Origin of the sequence: Vibrio kyushuensis, from assembly GCF_050337325.1 — a bacterium.
Classification (GTDB): Bacteria; Pseudomonadota; Gammaproteobacteria; order Enterobacterales; family Vibrionaceae; genus Vibrio; species Vibrio kyushuensis.
Window position 1 is genome coordinate 483,253 of the sequence record NZ_JAKJSV010000002.1, and the last position, 16,386, is coordinate 499,638.

Genomic DNA, 16,386 nt, shown 5'->3' on the forward strand with positions numbered 1-16,386 from the left:
CAAACTATAAAAAAGCGGCTTCATGTTCGAAGCCGCTTATTGATTTACATGTGCTCCTTATGGGGAGCTAATACTGGTTTCGCCACCAAAGTCATAACCAGATTTACTGATGTTCGTGACAGTCAAAGTGATGCCTTCACCTGCTGGGATTGAACTTGAGGTAAATGATACGACTCCTCTTTTATTGGTTCTTCCTGATGCAGTTTGAGTACTGCTGGTTCCCCAGTCCCAACGAACGCTAACATTGGCTCTGCGAATAGTATCGCCATTACCGTTATGGTCTTTAACAGTGGCTGTAACAGTATAGGTAGTGCCAGAACTTCCACCATCATCGCCCCCTCCTGAGCCACCGCCGCCTTTACCTTTTCCGCCTCTTGCTTTAGAGACTGTAATGTTTTGGGTAATGGTCAGGTTAGCTTTCATGTCATTGAGTGTCGGGTCGGAGTCGACGGTGACATTAACACTATCATTACCCGTAGCGCCGAAATCATCTGTGACGGTGAGTGTCGCAGTGTGGTTACCTGTAGAGCTGTATGTATGGCTTGGGTTCGCTTGTGTAGAGCTATTACCATCGCCGAAGTCCCAGCTATAACTCACGATAGTACCGTCACTGTCGGTTGAGCCCGTGCTTGAGAATTGCACAGAGGTTCCTAGGATAACAGAACTAGAATCGACGGATGCTTGAGCCGTAGGCGCTGTGTTGGTTACGTTGATGATTACGGAGTCTTCACTGCTATTACCATTGCTATCCGTAACGGTGAGTGTCGCCGTGTAACTATCGGGCGTCATATAGGTATTGGTAGGAGTGAGTCCTGTATCTGTATTTCCATCCCCGAAATCCCACTCATAAGAGCTAATAGTTGTGCCCGGTTCGTTCGCAGATGAACCGCTAGCGTTAAATACAACTGGTAGCGGGTAATTACCAGAAATGGGTGTTGCGCTCATCTCTGCTGTTGGTTTGAGTACTCCACCAGCATCAGGATAGCTACCACTAAGCGTATAGTTCCCTAAGCTACCGTAATCGGTATAGCCTGAAGGGGACGAACTCATTGGCGATCCGATGCCTACGCCTTCGACGGAGAGGTAGTAATCATCAAGCGCAACTGGATAATTAACGATAGTGGCAGATAGTGAAGGGCTTGGGTTGAAGCTAGCAAGCATGCCACCACTGCTATCATATAGAATCGCCATAATATCTAAGTTAGGGCTTTCTACATGAGGCTCTATGGTAATACTGAGATCGCCTGAACCTGATTCAATACGATAGAAATCTACATCGTTGGTACCTGAAATAATACTGGATACAGCATCAAGCGTTACGTTAGAGCCATCACTGCTCCCTGTAAGTAGTTCAGCACTAGGAAGGCCATTATTGCCATCAACCAGTAATTTGGCTCCAAAGCTATCAATGACACTAAGATCGTCCTCATTGTTATTAGCGCCGTAGTAGTCTCCTTTACTCCACTGCACAAGTGGTTCATCGTAACCAACCCCCATGATAGGAGCCCAACCAAGCGAGTTGGCGGTACCACTGTGCCCCCAATAGTAACTGGTTCCCGGGCCACCATCATGAGAAAGACCTAAATTATGCCCAGCTTCATGAGAGGTTGCCTCAGCGATATTTTTTGCAGAATTTGATAGGTTGTCATAAAACACAAACGCTGGTTTATACCAACCTGCGGAGTAAAAGCCAGGGTAATAATCAAATACGCCCACGTAAGCAAATCCACCACAATTACACGCATTAGGGCCTGCGGTGAAATCTTTTGTGATCACGACTCGGGTCCCATAGAGACTATCACCCGAGTTGTCTCGCATGATGGCGTCAACGCCGGGGTCTTGTGTCGTTACATCCACATCAAAGGGTGCATAATCTTCAGCAACCATCTGCCATACTTTTTGAATAGCGCTATGCTCGCTGCTACTAAATGTATTTGGAGAGCCATCTAAATCAAATGGAGTTGCGTTGAAGTTACCGTAACTGTTATTCCATGCCGTGTTGATAATATTACTATCACCTGTGAAATCGAGGTATATCACACGACTTGATCCGGGGCGGCTATGCAACAGAAAAGTTTGCGAATCAGGAAAGGCACCTTCTGATATTTCAGATTCGCCTTCGGGTTCTGGTGCTAGCTGTGGGCTTGGCTCAATAATGAGCATACGACCAGTTTGATCTATCCATATCGACGGGTCATCGCGAATCATTTTGACAAATTCAGCCACAGTTTTACCATACCACGCGGCGACTTCAGGAAGCTTATTCCCCAGCGCAACAATAGCAACTTGCCCTTGAGCCCTTTCTGGTAGTTGTATGTCGGGGAAAGGAGGCCGATTTTCTTGCGCAGCTTGAGTAACACTGGTGGTAAACAGTGCCAGCAATAGAACAAGCGAAAACTGGGCGATCAGTCTATAGGCATACCGAGGGTGTGATAAATAACTTGTCATAACAACGTCCTAGTAAATACTGCATGTAGTAAGGAGCAAGCCAACGTTATTTTAATATTTAGTTATCCATTAATTTTAGTCGATCAGAGCAGTTTGTGCGGATTAATTAATGGTTCTATCAATAGTGATTAGTGTTGCTATTAATTGATGTGAATATGAGATTAACTTGACCTGTCTACTGCTCTATAGTTTAAAGTACTAATAGTAGAACGAGCATCAATAGTCATATAGAAATTAACACCACCAATACGATATAAGGTTAAACATGAATAGCGACATCAGCCCCACTCTTCCTCAACTAGGCTGGAGACCATTCTTTCAACAACAACTTAGCTTAGAAGACCTTGAAAACTTGCAAGTTGGGCGCGTGTTAGAGCAGCATCGTAGCCAATTAGTCGTCATGAGCGAGCAAGGGCAAGTTAGTTTATCGCTGACCCCAAATAGCGAGCGAGCGTGTGTCGGGGATTGGGTCATATTTGATGATTCACTTCGTTTACAGCGTCTATTAGAGCGCCAGTCTCTGTTTCAAAGAAAAGCACCGGGTTCCAAAATCGATACACAGTTGATCGCAGCTAATATCGACAGTGTCTTTATTGTCTGTTCATTGAACGATGACTTTAATCTAAGTCGAATTGAGCGCTACCTTGCAATAGCAAAAGAAGCAGACGTTGAGCCAGTGATTATTTTGACCAAAGCTGACTTGTGTGATGAAACCGATGAAAGGCGTCAGCAAGTTCAAGCACTTGATCCGTTTTTAATGGTGCATGCCATCAATACCTTAGATGCTAGCCATCTTGATGAGTTATGCCATTATTGCAAAGTGGGCAAAACCATTGCCTTTTTGGGCTCATCTGGTGTCGGTAAATCAACGCTAGTCAACGGGTTGATGAGATCTGAGGTGATGGATACGGGCGCGATCAGAGAGGACGACAGTAAAGGGCGCCATACCACTACATTTCGAGCGATTAAGTGGCTACCTCAAGGTGGTCTGTTGATGGACACACCGGGAATGCGAGAATTGCAATTAAGTGATTGTGAGCAAGGTGTGAGTGATACTTTCGGAGAAATTACCGAACTTGCCGAGCAATGTAGATTTGGCGATTGCAGTCATGGTTCAGAGCCTGGATGCGCTATTCAAGCGGCGTTAGCACAAGGCACACTAGAAGAGAGACGTTTTGTTAGCTATCAGAAGTTAATGCGAGAGCAGGCGTTCAACAGCGCCACATTGGCAGAAAAAAGAGCCAAAGATAAAGCGTTTGGTAAGATGGTGAACAACGTACAAAGTGAAGCAAGATATAGGAAAAAAGGGCGTTAGCTGGCGCATATACCAAAGCTTATGTGAGTACTTAATTTAGCTCCTCTAAATATTCGTTGGCTAATGATAGAGAGGCTTTAATTTAAAGATACTCAGCGTTTGACCAAATCCTTGTCTAGACTTTTAGCTAATATTATAAAAGTTAATAGTGGCTAGGGTTAGGCTTATGAATGTACGTTTTAACAAACGTAATATGTTCGTGTTCGCCGTTATCGGGTTGTGTTTAGTTCCCATTTTCCTCAATGTTTTTGGCATGGGTTTTGAATCTAATTCCTTAGCTTTAACCCCCGATATGTTTTCAGATGGGTCGATTAAAGTTGACCTATTATTTAAGGCACTGAGAGGGGCGTTGCATCATGCTTTGCTAGAGTGGACTGCGGTGACCATCGCGTTCATCGCGGCGCTTTCCTCCTTTCTACATTATTCAATTCGCAAAGATATCACTGTGCCTATTATTGGCATGGCAATTTTTTCAGCCGGCATGGTTGATGCCTTTCATACCTTAGCGGCTTTGCGTTTGATTGAGGCCAATGCTCCTAACTCAGACTTCATTCCTTTTACTTGGGCGCTATCAAGAATATTCAATGCGTCAATAATGATTGTTGGCGCGAGTATTAGTATCTGGATTTCGAGTCGTCGATTACGAGTAAGTAAAGACGATCCTGGTTTTTCTCATGACCCGCGACAGCTGTATGTTCTACTTGGTATTAGTTTATTGTTTGTCGGGTTATCTTATTCGGTTGTGCATGTCGCTGCGGTCAGTACTACCCTGCCACAAACCATGTATCAAGATGCGTTAATTACACGACCATTTGATGTGTTGCCTTTAGCTCTATTTTTATTTGGAGGGACACTTTTTTGGGTATGGTATAAACAAGATCGTACGATAATTAAGTTTGCCTTATTGGTCAGTATCATCCCTGAAGTTGTAACTCAGGCTCACATGGCTTTTGGTTCAACAGCTCTGTTTGATAACGACTTTAATATTGCCCATGCGTTAAAAATACTGGCGTATAGTACGGTGCTATGCGGCTTAGTGTTTGACTTATCGTTAAATAATACGCTCGCCAAATCGAGTGAAAAACGTGATCACTGGAAAGAGGAAGAGAAAGCTTGGAAACAGATTCAAACAGAAACGCTAAATGTGGGAAGTGCGAATCGACCACTGGCAATTAAGCTTCCGATTGCCGCTTTCATTTTAGCACTCTCAGTTGCGATCGTTGTGAGTGTAAGTTTCTACCTAGAAAGTGAACGACTAATATTGAATCAAGAAGCCGAAGAGCTACATTCTGAATCGACGATTTTAAAACCAACCATTACTCAGATTTATAAACAATCAGTCAGTGATTTAATATTTTTGAGCCGAACGCCCCCCATTCAAGGGATTATATTCTCTGAATCAAACCAAGATTCGGTTAACTACGCGTTATGGCGAGAGCGGTTAGAGCAGATATTTGAACAAATGATGCGAAGTAAATCGTCCTACTCTAAGTTGCAATACGTAGGCGTTGCTAATGATGCGACTGAAATAGTGGCAAGTGTTAGGACCGATTACGGTATCAATACCGTTCCTGCTTCCAGATTGGCTAAGACCGCAGGTGACACGCTAGTTACTCAAACATTGTTGCTTTCAAAGGGGCAAACGTTCCATTCAGCTTTTGAACGAGACCAAGGCAGTTATGGCGTGGAATTACGCATCTCAACGCCGATATTTGATGAGAGTACGGGAGATGTTTATGGTTTAGTCGAAATGAACATCAACCTGTCGCTGTTTTTAGAAGACTTCGTTGAAGACAATTTAGATAACTTTAATGTGTATTTGGCAGACAACAAAGGGCAATTGTTGATCGAGCCGAGTCATGACCACGAAGTGAGGAAGGACCATAACTTATTCGACATATTTCTAAATTTAGATAGGGAACTCATTAAGCGTGAACAAATGGGCTTTTTCTATGAAGACGACGTAGAGACAGAACAAAGCATTTCATCCTACTTTTCCAAAATCAAATTAACCGATATTAGAAGTTCTGATTTTTTCTACATGGTATTGCAGCGTCGAAATAATTTAACGTCGGGCCAATTGGAAGATTTTCGAAACCGAAGTTTAATACTCGGAGTTTCTCTTTCTTTGATTGCGCTTGCCTTTGCAGTCGTTGCGTCTAGACGGGCGCTAAAACCGTTATTGACCCTTACAACCGCAGTTCAAGAATATGAGAGCACGGGACGAATTGTAGAGGTTCCCATTGATGCAAACGATGAAATAGGCGTTTTGTCACGAAGCTTTAGTAACGCGTTGAAAAGAACCAATGACGCTTTAGCGTCAGAGCAAGAATCATCGAAAGAGGCGCATGATAACCTCATAAAATTGCAAGGTATTTTAGATTCCGTTGCCGATGCCATTATCACGGCTGATGAGTTTGGCTGCATTCAGTCCTTCAACCCTGCAGCGGAAAGAACGTTTGGTTATACTGCCGAGGAGGCGATTGGTCAGAATCTTAAAATGCTTATGCCCAATGAAACCGCGAAAAACCATGATGATTATCTGAAAAATAGAAACCGATTAAAAGAAACGTCCATTCTGGTTAATGGTGCTGAGCTAGTTGCTGTACGAAAAGGAGGAGAAACTTTCCCCATTTATTTATCGGTTACGGAAGTTCAATTAGAAGAGAGCGTGCTATTTACAGGTATTGTTCGGGATATTACGGCAGAAAAAGACGCTGAAAATTTGTTGATCATTGAGAAAGAGAAAGCCGAAGTTGCAGCGACGCAAAAGTCTGAATTCTTGGCTTGTATGAGCCACGAGATTCGAACACCAATGAACGGTGTACTGGGTATGTTAGGGCTTCTTCTCGACACCAAATTAGACAAAGGGCAACAGCATCAAGCCCAAGTAGCACAATCCAGTGCGGAATCACTGCTTACCATCATTAACGATATTCTTGATTTTTCCAAGGTAGAAGCAGGCAAGCTAGAGCTGGAGTTAATTGAGTTTAACCCTAGAAACTTATTGGGTGAATTTTCTGAATCCATTTCCTATAAAGCCCATGAGAAAGGTCTTGAATTTATATTGGATACGGTAGACGTCGATCAATCGATTGTGATTGGCGATCCTGGACGTATCAGGCAAATATTAACCAACCTTGTCAGTAATGCGATCAAGTTTACCCAGAAAGGTGAAATAACAATTCGAGCGCAATTGATGCCGATTGAAGACGATCGAGTTAAGTTTACTTGTGGTGTTTTTGATACAGGTATTGGTATTGCTGCAGAAAAACAATCTTCACTGTTTGAATCATTTACTCAGGTTGATTCGTCAACAACACGTTTATATGGCGGTACTGGGCTAGGGCTTTCTATCTGTAAACAGCTTTGTGAAATGATGAATGGGGAAATAGGTGTATCAAGTGTATCTGGGCAAGGAAGCCGTTTTGAGTTTAGCGTCGAATTGCAAAGCAGTGAAAACTCTAGACTGGTTAAACCTTCAGTGAGTATTGACGACGTACCAATGCTAATAGTGGACGATAATGAAACCAATCGATTTGTAACGCGCAGCCAATTAGAAAGTTGGGGAGCTAAGGTTACAGAGGCTCATAGCGGGACACGAGCACTTTCATTATTGGATGACAACCATTTTTCAGAAACGCTTTCTCAATTCAAAGTGGTCTTTATTGATATGCAAATGCCCGGAATGGATGGTGCGCAGTTAGGAGCGGCTATCAGAAAAGAAGCACGTTATAACGACGTTCAATTAGTCGTAGTAACGTCCATGGCGCAAAGAGGGGATGCGAAAAAGTTTGCTGATATTGGATTTAACGCTTATCTACCCAAACCCACGACATCCTCAGATTTGCTCGATACGTTATCGGTCGTTATTGAAGGCGGTGAAGTGTTGGCTCAGGCCAAGCCGTTGATTACATCCCATTACCTCAATGAATTACAGCCGTCAGATCCTGAAGAGGAAAGTCGTTGGTGTAAGCAGACAAGACTACTACTTGTGGAAGATAACGTTGTTAACCAACAAGTAGCCCAAGGCATTCTAAAACAATTAGGGTTAAGTTCAGATATAGCCGCGCATGGTATCGATGCGATTACTAAGCTTGAAGAAGCGGACGAACTAAATCCATTCACGCTTATTTTTATGGACTGTCAAATGCCAATTCTGGATGGCTATGAAGCGACCAGAAAGATCCGTAATGGGGTTGCGGGTGATAGATATAAAAATATACCGATCATTGCGATGACGGCAAATGCGATGTCGGAAGACAGAGAAAAATGTATCGACGCAGGCATGGATGATTATTTATCTAAGCCAATTAGCACGCGTAACTTACAAGAGATATTGAAAGGATATATTAAAAAAATGACACATAATGAAAGTGCGGAATTAGCAGGCTTAGACACCAACAATGGTGATGATATGGATACTTTGAAAGTATGGGATAAAGCCGAAGCAATGCTTAGGATTAACGATAAAGATGAGTATATGGTCATGATCATTAATAGCTTTTTGGGGTCTATAGATCCCCAGGTTGAATTGCTTGTAAACGCAGTTCGTAATGACGATTTTGAAATTGCTCAGTTGGAGTCCCATTCATTTAAAGGTGTGGCGGGTAATATTAGCGCACATGAATTAATGGGAATTGCGGGAGAATTAGAAGTTTTTTCCAGAGAGAACAATGCAGACAAGTTGACCGAGAAACTCCCTGAGTTTTTAACCAAGCTCGAAACTTTAACTAAGGTACTGGAAGAGTATGTCGCGGGTGTAAATGAAGCAATATAATCGCTGTAAAATAGGACTATAAAAATAAAAAACCGCCAAAGATATTGGCGGCAAAGTTAAGAATTGAAGCGAGCATAGCAGACACCGTATTTAGCAATGGAACGACAGAAAAGGCAGTGCTGTGGTCAGTATTGGTGATAGGTACCTGCTACTTATTGGCTCTATAAAATCAATTTCAAACTAAAGATAAAACTGATTGCTGACGTTACACAACGCCAGCAATCAAAAATAAGTAATGAAACTAAACGAGTTCCATCAACATTTCGTCAGAGTAGGTGACTAGGTCATCCCCTGATTTTACTTTGGCAACATAATCAGGGTTTGCGATTAATGGACGGCCGATAGCCAGTAAATCAAACTTGTTGGCTTCGATAGCTTCACTGCCTGATTGCGCAGTATAGCTGCCGACACCGACCAAGGTTTTAGTGTAGTTAGCTCGGATGTAAGCCGATGCGCTTCCATCTAGATAGTCAAACATTGTCGAATCATCAAAAATACCTACATGCAGATAAGCGAGGTTTCGTTTTTCAAGTTCTACGAGCAAGTAATCAAACACACCTCGGTCACGAGCGTCTGTTTCGATATTGAAATAGGCACCCGGAGAAACACGTAGAGCTGTGCGATCTTCGCCGATTCTTTCAGAAACAGCATCGACTACTGCTAGTGGGAATCTAGCCATATTCTCAGAGTTTCCACCGAATTCATCATCACGAGTATTACTACTGTAATGAAGGAACTGGTCGATGAGGTATCCGTTAGCACCATGTAATTCTACGCCATCAAACCCTGCTTCAATCGCATTCGCTGCAGCTTGACTGTAATCCGCTACTAACTGTTCAATATCATCTTTTGATGCTGGTTTTGGAACGATATACGTCAATTCACGCATACGCGGTACAGTGCCTTCTACAGCAATAGCTGACGGCGCTAGTACGTAATCACCGTCATAGAAATGCGGGTGAGCTACTCGGCCTGTATGCCAAAGTTGAGCAAAGATCTTACCGCCATTTTGATGGACAGCATCGGTTACTTTCTTCCAACCGGTAACTTGTTCAGCCGTAAACAGGCCTGGAGTGTTTGGGTATCCTTGGCCATCAGGTCGAATAATAACGGCTTCGGAAATGATCAACCCAGTATCAGCACGGCGAGCGTAGTAGTCAGCCATCGCTTGAGTAGGAACAAGATTATCATCGGCCATGCAGCGTGTTAAAGGCGCCATCAAAATGCGGTTTTGTAGAGTAATCGTATTGTTTAAAGCAAGTGGTTGAAAAAGGTTTTCCATGCTGATCCTTCCGTTTCTATTGTTTATTTCTTGAATGTCCATTCAAATTAGACGAACTTGAATGATCATTCAAGAACTTTTTTGAACAATCATTCAAAATAGGATAATATGAGCTGCAGTTATCAAATGAGAGAATCAATATGCGCAGCGCTGAATTTGATCGAGAAAAAGTACTCCGATCAGCAATGGATGCCTTTATTAGCAAGGGTTACAGTAAAACCAGTATGCAAGATCTAAAAAAGGCAACAGGGCTACATCCAGGCTCTATTTACTGTGCATTTGAGAACAAACGAGGCTTACTGGTTGCCGCTTTAGAGCACTATCGCTCAGAAAGAAATAACGAGTTTAATACTTTGTTCGACAGTAAAGGCTCGGTTATGGAAGGCTTAGAACTCTATCTTGATGGGGTTGTGGCCGAGTGTGAAAGTGCTCAGATTAAGCAGTGCCTGTTGCAAAAAGCCATGAGTGAACTTGCTGACCAAGACGAAGAGGTCGAAGGTATTATTAGCAACATGCTCAATGATTGGCAGCACGCCTTTACAGACAAACTGAGCCAAGCACAGCTGAACAAAGAGATTTCATCGGATCGAGATTGTGAGGAGCTATCTCAGTTTCTCGTGATGGGAATTTATGGTATTCGAACGTTTTCCTATACTCATCCAGAGAAAGGTTCGCTAGCACGGTTAGCCAAGCAGTTGTTGGATTATATTAGGGGCTAGTTATTTTATTTTTGGGTAAGGGACTTTACCAAAAATGATAGGGATGAATCTTTGGGATAATTATCGAGTACCATTTGGCATTCATAGCCGTGTTTCTCGTAGAAGGGTTTAGCTTGAAAACTTAGAGTGTCGACAAGTGCAGATTTACAACCTTTAGATTGTGCATATTCTTCAATAAGTTGAAGAAGTTGACTACCAATTTGCTTCTCTCGCATTGAATCATCAACCCAAAGAAACTTGATCAGTAACCAGTTACCCCATAGGTCTGCGATAATACCACCAACTTTGTTCTCCCCCTCAACTGCATAGTACCCAACTTGTGAATTAGGTATACCTTCCAAAAATGGTGTGTTGTGTTTGATTAGTCCACCACGAATTTCGTTTAAGTCACGGTCTGAAGGTTCTATATCTAGTTTATATTCCATGTGTATCTTAACCTCCTTCGTTGGCTAAGCCGATTGGAATCCAGTTGAACAATTTGTTAAATACACTTAACTACGATTTACCTTTTTATATTCGCCCTTACAAACAGCGCAATTATAGCTAGGTGCAAACGAAGGCATGTAACCATTACTTGTACTTCCCTTAAAGAAGGTCATATGAATCAACTTAGATTCGTCCTCATAGCACTTTGGACAGTAAGGAGAAGGGTCATTTTCTGCCCAATAAACTTCAGTCTTATGATCATATTTAATCTGAATTTTTTCATCTAATTTTTGTTTTAGCTGTCTAATTTCTTCATTTTTTTGTGCTAACTGCCCTTGCAACTGAGCAGCTTCTACCATTGTCATAGATAATTGCTGAGTTAAAGTTGCCAAATGAAGAGTAATCTTCTCTCGCTCAGGTTCTTCTTGCTGAACTAATTTTAATGTCTCCAACGATTTATTCAAAAAATCGATTAATGTTACGCCTGCAGCTAATGTAACTGACATTAATTATCCTCGTAATTGATTTGTGTATATAACGGTTTTAGACAGAATTTTTCTGTATAACCTTTCGTCTATCTTGCTTACTCTTTTTATACAACTCAAGCCGTATTATAAGGTTATGTGATTCGAAGGTTGTTGGTATGGATTTTAACAATGAAATTGAAAATAGAGGGTATTTGGGTGATTGCAAACTAAATAGGGGGAATTAAAAAGAGCATACACCAATCAGGTAAGTGCATGCTCTGTAGTATCTAGAGGTTTATTCTAATACTAATTAACAGACAACTTCGCAAGCCTAACAGCTGCAGCTTTGTGCCTGTGGATCAGTGATTCCAAATCAACACCAATGACTTGTCCATCATGCACTCGCCATTGACCTGCAATCATCACGCGATCAGCCTGTTGAGCGCCGCAAAGTAGTAGTGCTGCCAGTGGATCATGGCTACCAGAAAAACGAATGTCATTGAGTTTAAACATGGAAATGTCCGCTTGTTTCCCGACTTCTAGTACGCCAATATCATCTCGTCCCATAGACAGAGCAGAACCTTTAGTTGCCCAGCGAAGCGCGTCAAAATGGCTGACATTGCTAGAGCCATATTGAAGGCGTTGTAAATACATCGCCATGCGAACTTCACCAATCATGTTCGAACCGTCATTGGAGGCTGAACCATCCACGCCAATGCCAACTTTTACACCCGCCGCTTCAAGTTCATTGTTTCGGCAAATACCTGACGCCAACATCATGTTTGAAGTAGGGCAGTGACTTATGCCAATCTTTGCATCACCTAATCGTTTGATTTCATCAAGGTTAAAGTGAATGCCGTGGGCCAGCCAAGTTCGTTCGTTTAGCCAACCCACATCTTCGAGGTAATCGACAGGGCGCAAACCAAACTTCTCTAAGCAAAAATCTTCTTCATCAATGGTTTCGCATAGGTGGGTATGCGTCATCACATTTTCTTGCTTTGCTATTTTTGCTGTCTCTTTCATTAGATCGGTAGTGACAGAAAAAGGAGAGCAAGGAGCCAATGCAATTTGCGTCATTGCGCCGTCAGACTTGTCATGGTACTCACGAATAAGTCTTTGACTATCATCAACAATCGCTTGTTCCGTTTGAATAGTGTGGCGCGGAGGTAATCCACCGTCATCTTCACCTAGGCTCATTGAACCACGTGTGAATACTGCTCGAACACCTAACTTTTTAGCGCTCTCTACTTGCAGATCTATTGCGTTTTCTAGGCCGTTGGGCAGCAGATAATGGTGATCAGATGCGGTGGTGCACCCTGACATCATTAATTCAACCAAAGCCAGTTCGGTGGCGACACTCATCATTTCAGCATCAAGGTTTGCCCATACGGGGTAGAGCGCTTGTAGCCACGGGAACAGTTCTTTATTCAACGCGTCAGGGTAAGCCCGCGTTAGAGTTTGATAGAAGTGATGGTGTGTATTCACTAACCCCGGAGTAATGACATGCTGTGATGCGTCAACGGTATAGTCGACCACAACACTGGGCTCTTGGTGACGAGCTAGCAATTCGACAATCGTGGTACCTCGCACAACAATACCGCCTTCAGCTTGTTGATTGGTGCCTGTGTAGATTGCCAGTGGATTCTTAATCCAGATTGTTTCCATTCATGGTATTCCTTAGCCATCTCAACCTTTTCAGGGAAGAGGGTCTTTATATTGTGTATTTGAAATGTATAGCAATGCTTAGGTGAGATCGAAACATTGCCCTCGCGCTTTTCTTTCGTTTTGAAATTCGTCATTGCCACTGACTTGGTATTTCCAAATCAATAACGTTAACTTTTTGATGATTCCAGTGACGTAGTAGGCTCTGAATCAATCGTTGTTGTTTCTAATACAGTATCGCTTAGTTCAGGAGCTTGCTCTGCCATCTCTTCCGCCACTTGTGACTGACTTTCGGCCAATGCTTCTTGTTGCTCTTTGGCTGTCGATTTAGGCAACACCAGATTAAGTAAAACGGTCACAATAGTACCAGTCGTAATACCTGAATGAAGAAAGTTCGAAAGGTCATGAGGTAAGTGTTGTAGTAGTCTTGGCTCAAAGGTAACCGCCAAACCAGAGGCTAGTCCCACACAGATAACCAATGCGTTTCGCTTAGTATCAGCAGCTTTGATCAACATGCGAATACCCGCATAGGCAATCATGCCGAACATAACGAACCCGACACCGCCTAATACAGGTTTAGGAATGGTTACTGCAAAAGCGGCCAGTTTAGGGAATAGTCCACCAAGTATCAGGAGTACGCCTGTTGTCGCAACAACGTATCGACTCGCAACGCCTGTGATACCGACGATACCAACGTTTTGGCTAAATGACGCTAAAGGCATAGCGGTTAATATTGAAGACAACGTACTGCCCACACCATCAGCCAATAAGCCGCGTTTTAGATCTTTACCACTGACTTTGGTATGACAGTTATTACCCAGTGCCATAAAGTCACCGGTCGCTTCAGCGATAACAACGATGTACACCAAGCTCATACTGATAATTGCGCTAAAAGAAAAGGTTAAGCCGTATTTGAAGGGCTCTGGACCACCAATCCAAGCAGCTGAACTCAACTGTTCTAGATTTACCATTCCAAGTGATAATGCAACGATATAGCCGCCAGCTAAACCGATAACGATAGCAGATGCGGCAACTGCACCTTTACAGTAAACAGAAACGGCAACAACGATACCCAGTGAAACCGCTGCAAGAAAGAGTTTGGGCAATGTAGCAAACTCTTCACTCACTGTTGGTGAGTCACCAACCCAGTTCATGGCAACGGGCAAAATGGTTAAGCCGATTAATGTCACCACGACGCCACTAACAACGGTAGGGAAAAGTTTTCGTACTTTATCCATATAGAAGCTGGCCGCAATGACGACAAACGAACCGACCAGTGCGGAGCCCATAATACTGGCGACACCCCCTTCTTTCCCTATGGCGATGGCGACACCCAAAAAGGCAAAGCTTGATCCCATAACAACAGGTAAACGTATACCAAGTGGACCGAATCCCATGCATTGTGCAATGGTCACAATACCGGAAGCCAACAAGGCAGCGTTAATGAGTGAGACGATTTCTCCACTAGGTAAACCTATCGAAGAGCCGACAATGAGCGGGACAGCAACAATACCGCCGATAGAGGCAAGCATATGCTGAAGTGCGAGTAAAAGCGTAATCCCTTTTGGGGGACGTTGATTTAAGGTGTAGAGAAGTTTCATGTTCTGTTCCTCAAGAGTGTATTAGTTCACTCTTAGTTGTTGAAAAACAATGACTTCTACAAACTGCGTAGGGTCAACTATATCAGTCTCAGTATTGTCTGAGCCGAATTTTTGGCGTACAAAGCTCACGAAGGGGCGATGCCCATCATTAAGCAGAGTTCGGGTATTTAGTTGTGTTAGAGCGCAGGACTTATCAATAAAGCTGTTTACCACTGCTTTGACGAGCAACATAACTGCCCAACAGCGGGCGAGCTTTAAAGTAGAGCGAGCCCAATTAAAAGCCAGTTTTCCCTTAACAATCTAAGAAGAGAACTGGCTTATTTTGAATTGCTCAGAGGTGGTTAGATGTAAATAAGCTTAGCGACGAAGATTGCCGTCAAGATATACATCGAGATAGAGACATCTTTCGTTTTACCTGTCGCAACTTTTAGAACCGTGTAGGTAATGAAGCCTAGTGCAATACCGTTAGCGATAGAGAACGTTAATGGCATCATAAGTGCGGTAATAGCGGCAGGAGCACCGTTAGTAAAGTCTTTCCAATCAATGTGTTGCATGCTGCTCATCATTACGAATGCAACGTAAATAAGAGCGCCTGATGTTGCGTAAGCAGGGATCATTCCAGCCAGTGGCGATAAGAAGATAGCCGCAATAAATAGCAGGCCAACAACGATAGCCGATAGACCTGTACGAGCACCTGCAGCTACACCCGCCGCACTTTCTACGTAACTAGTCACTGGTGGACAACCTACACATGCACCCGCAACACTTGCAATACTGTCGGCTTTAAGCGCTTTGCTCAAACCTTCGATACGGCCTGTGTCTTTGTTGATAAGGTTTGCACGGTCAGCAACACCCATCAATGTACCGGCAGTATCAAACATGTTAACAAACAAGAAAGCTAGGATAACGCTGACCATCGAGATGTTAAATGCACCTGCGATGTCCATTGCCATGAAGGTAGGCGCAATGCTTGGTGGAGCTGCGAAAAATCCATCATATTGAACAAGGCCAAGACCCATACCAATCAATGTAACACTTAAAATACCGATAAGTACCGCGCCGAAAACGCGTCTTTCACTTAATACAGCAATGATTAAGAAAGCAACGGCAGCAAGCAGTGCATTAGGGTTAGTGAAATCACCCAGTGATACTAGAGTTGCTGGGTTTTTAACGACGATGCCTGCTGTTTGAAGACCGATAAGGCCAAGGAACAGACCAACACCCGCAGTCATTGCGTAGCGCAAGCTGTGAGGAATACTTTCTATAATCCACTCACGAATTTTGTAAAAGCTCATTCCAACAAAGAGGATACCAGAAATGAATACCGCACCTAGCGCGACTTCCCAGCTATAACCCATTTCACTTACAACAGTAAAAGAGAAGAAGGCGTTAAGCCCCATACCCGGAGCAAGACCAACAGGCCAGTTCGCGAATAGACCCATCAAGATACAGCCGATTGCAGCACCAATACAGGTAGCGACAAAGACAGCGCCTTGATCCATTCCTGAAGCGGCCATAATTTGAGGGTTAACAAAGATAATATAAGCCATTGTTGCAAACGTTGTTACGCCGCCCAGTAGCTCGTTTTTAATACTACTTCCATGTGCTTTAATTTTAAAAAAGCGCTCTAACAAACCGTTTGAAGGTTGTTCGTTGAGTACATCTGCTTTACTGTCATTCATTGCA

10 protein-coding genes are annotated in these 16,386 nt (G+C 43.1%); 3 read left to right on the forward strand and 7 right to left on the reverse strand.

Features of this window, described 5'->3' with window-relative positions; translation table 11 throughout:
• Window positions 1-57: 57 nt before the first annotated feature.
• Window positions 58-2,448 (reverse strand): PKD domain-containing protein, encoded by a 2,391-nt coding sequence (locus L4D20_RS02220; RefSeq protein ID WP_428799929.1) that lies wholly within the window; start codon window positions 2,446-2,448, stop codon window positions 58-60.
• Window positions 2,449-2,713: 265 nt separating this feature from the next.
• Here L4D20_RS02220 and rsgA point away from each other — a divergent pair, with 265 nt between their 5' ends.
• On the forward strand, window positions 2,714-3,763 hold the full coding sequence (gene rsgA, locus L4D20_RS02225) for a ribosome small subunit-dependent GTPase A (protein WP_428799930.1): 1,050 nt from the start codon (window positions 2,714-2,716) through the stop codon (window positions 3,761-3,763).
• A 166-nt stretch (window positions 3,764-3,929) separates the two neighbouring features.
• Entirely contained in the window at window positions 3,930-8,543 is a 4,614-nt protein-coding gene (locus L4D20_RS02230; protein ID WP_428799931.1) for a response regulator, read from the forward strand.
• 241 nt (window positions 8,544-8,784) lie between these two features.
• On the opposite strand, the gene L4D20_RS02235 is transcribed toward L4D20_RS02230, so the two are convergent.
• Window positions 8,785-9,825, reverse strand: coding sequence for an alkene reductase (locus L4D20_RS02235; protein ID WP_428799932.1), 1,041 nt, complete (start codon window positions 9,823-9,825; stop codon window positions 8,785-8,787).
• A gap of 140 nt (window positions 9,826-9,965) precedes the next feature.
• Here L4D20_RS02235 and L4D20_RS02240 point away from each other — a divergent pair, with 140 nt between their 5' ends.
• Window positions 9,966-10,544 (forward strand): TetR/AcrR family transcriptional regulator, encoded by a 579-nt coding sequence (locus L4D20_RS02240; RefSeq protein ID WP_428799933.1) that lies wholly within the window; start codon window positions 9,966-9,968, stop codon window positions 10,542-10,544.
• A gap of 5 nt (window positions 10,545-10,549) precedes the next feature.
• Here L4D20_RS02240 and L4D20_RS02245 read toward each other — a convergent pair whose 3' ends face one another.
• From L4D20_RS02245 to L4D20_RS02265, 5 genes are all read right to left on the reverse strand, one after another.
• Window positions 10,550-10,969 carry a GNAT family N-acetyltransferase gene (locus L4D20_RS02245; protein WP_428799934.1) on the reverse strand — a complete coding sequence of 140 codons (420 nt, stop codon included), beginning with the start codon at window positions 10,967-10,969 and terminating at the stop codon, window positions 10,550-10,552.
• A gap of 66 nt (window positions 10,970-11,035) precedes the next feature.
• Window positions 11,036-11,476, reverse strand: a complete 441-nt coding sequence (locus tag L4D20_RS02250) for a hypothetical protein (protein ID WP_428799935.1) — start codon at window positions 11,474-11,476, stop codon at window positions 11,036-11,038.
• A 267-nt stretch (window positions 11,477-11,743) separates the two neighbouring features.
• Complete coding sequence (locus L4D20_RS02255) at window positions 11,744-13,102, reverse strand: 8-oxoguanine deaminase (protein ID WP_428799936.1); 1,359 nt, start codon at window positions 13,100-13,102, stop codon at window positions 11,744-11,746.
• A 167-nt stretch (window positions 13,103-13,269) separates the two neighbouring features.
• Entirely contained in the window at window positions 13,270-14,700 is a 1,431-nt protein-coding gene (locus tag L4D20_RS02260) for a nucleobase:cation symporter-2 family protein (protein ID WP_428799937.1), read from the reverse strand.
• A 341-nt stretch (window positions 14,701-15,041) separates the two neighbouring features.
• Window positions 15,042-16,382, reverse strand: a complete 1,341-nt coding sequence (locus L4D20_RS02265) for an NCS2 family permease (RefSeq protein WP_428799938.1) — start codon at window positions 16,380-16,382, stop codon at window positions 15,042-15,044.
• Window positions 16,383-16,386: the final 4 nt, after the last annotated feature.

What these genes read in the sequence shown, in the direction of transcription:
- L4D20_RS02220 (WP_428799929.1), bottom strand. Translation starts at nt 2,448, where the DNA reads ATGACAAGTTATTTATCACACCCTCGGTATGCCTATAGACTGATCGCC.
- rsgA (WP_428799930.1), top strand. Translation starts at nt 2,714, where the DNA reads ATGAATAGCGACATCAGCCCCACTCTTCCTCAACTAGGCTGGAGACCA.
- L4D20_RS02230 (WP_428799931.1), top strand. Translation starts at nt 3,930, where the DNA reads ATGAATGTACGTTTTAACAAACGTAATATGTTCGTGTTCGCCGTTATC.
- L4D20_RS02235 (WP_428799932.1), bottom strand. Translation starts at nt 9,825, where the DNA reads ATGGAAAACCTTTTTCAACCACTTGCTTTAAACAATACGATTACTCTA.
- L4D20_RS02240 (WP_428799933.1), top strand. Translation starts at nt 9,966, where the DNA reads ATGCGCAGCGCTGAATTTGATCGAGAAAAAGTACTCCGATCAGCAATG.
- L4D20_RS02245 (WP_428799934.1), bottom strand. Translation starts at nt 10,969, where the DNA reads ATGGAATATAAACTAGATATAGAACCTTCAGACCGTGACTTAAACGAA.
- L4D20_RS02250 (WP_428799935.1), bottom strand. Translation starts at nt 11,476, where the DNA reads ATGTCAGTTACATTAGCTGCAGGCGTAACATTAATCGATTTTTTGAAT.
- L4D20_RS02255 (WP_428799936.1), bottom strand. Translation starts at nt 13,102, where the DNA reads ATGGAAACAATCTGGATTAAGAATCCACTGGCAATCTACACAGGCACC.
- L4D20_RS02260 (WP_428799937.1), bottom strand. Translation starts at nt 14,700, where the DNA reads ATGAAACTTCTCTACACCTTAAATCAACGTCCCCCAAAAGGGATTACG.
- L4D20_RS02265 (WP_428799938.1), bottom strand. Translation starts at nt 16,382, where the DNA reads ATGAATGACAGTAAAGCAGATGTACTCAACGAACAACCTTCAAACGGT.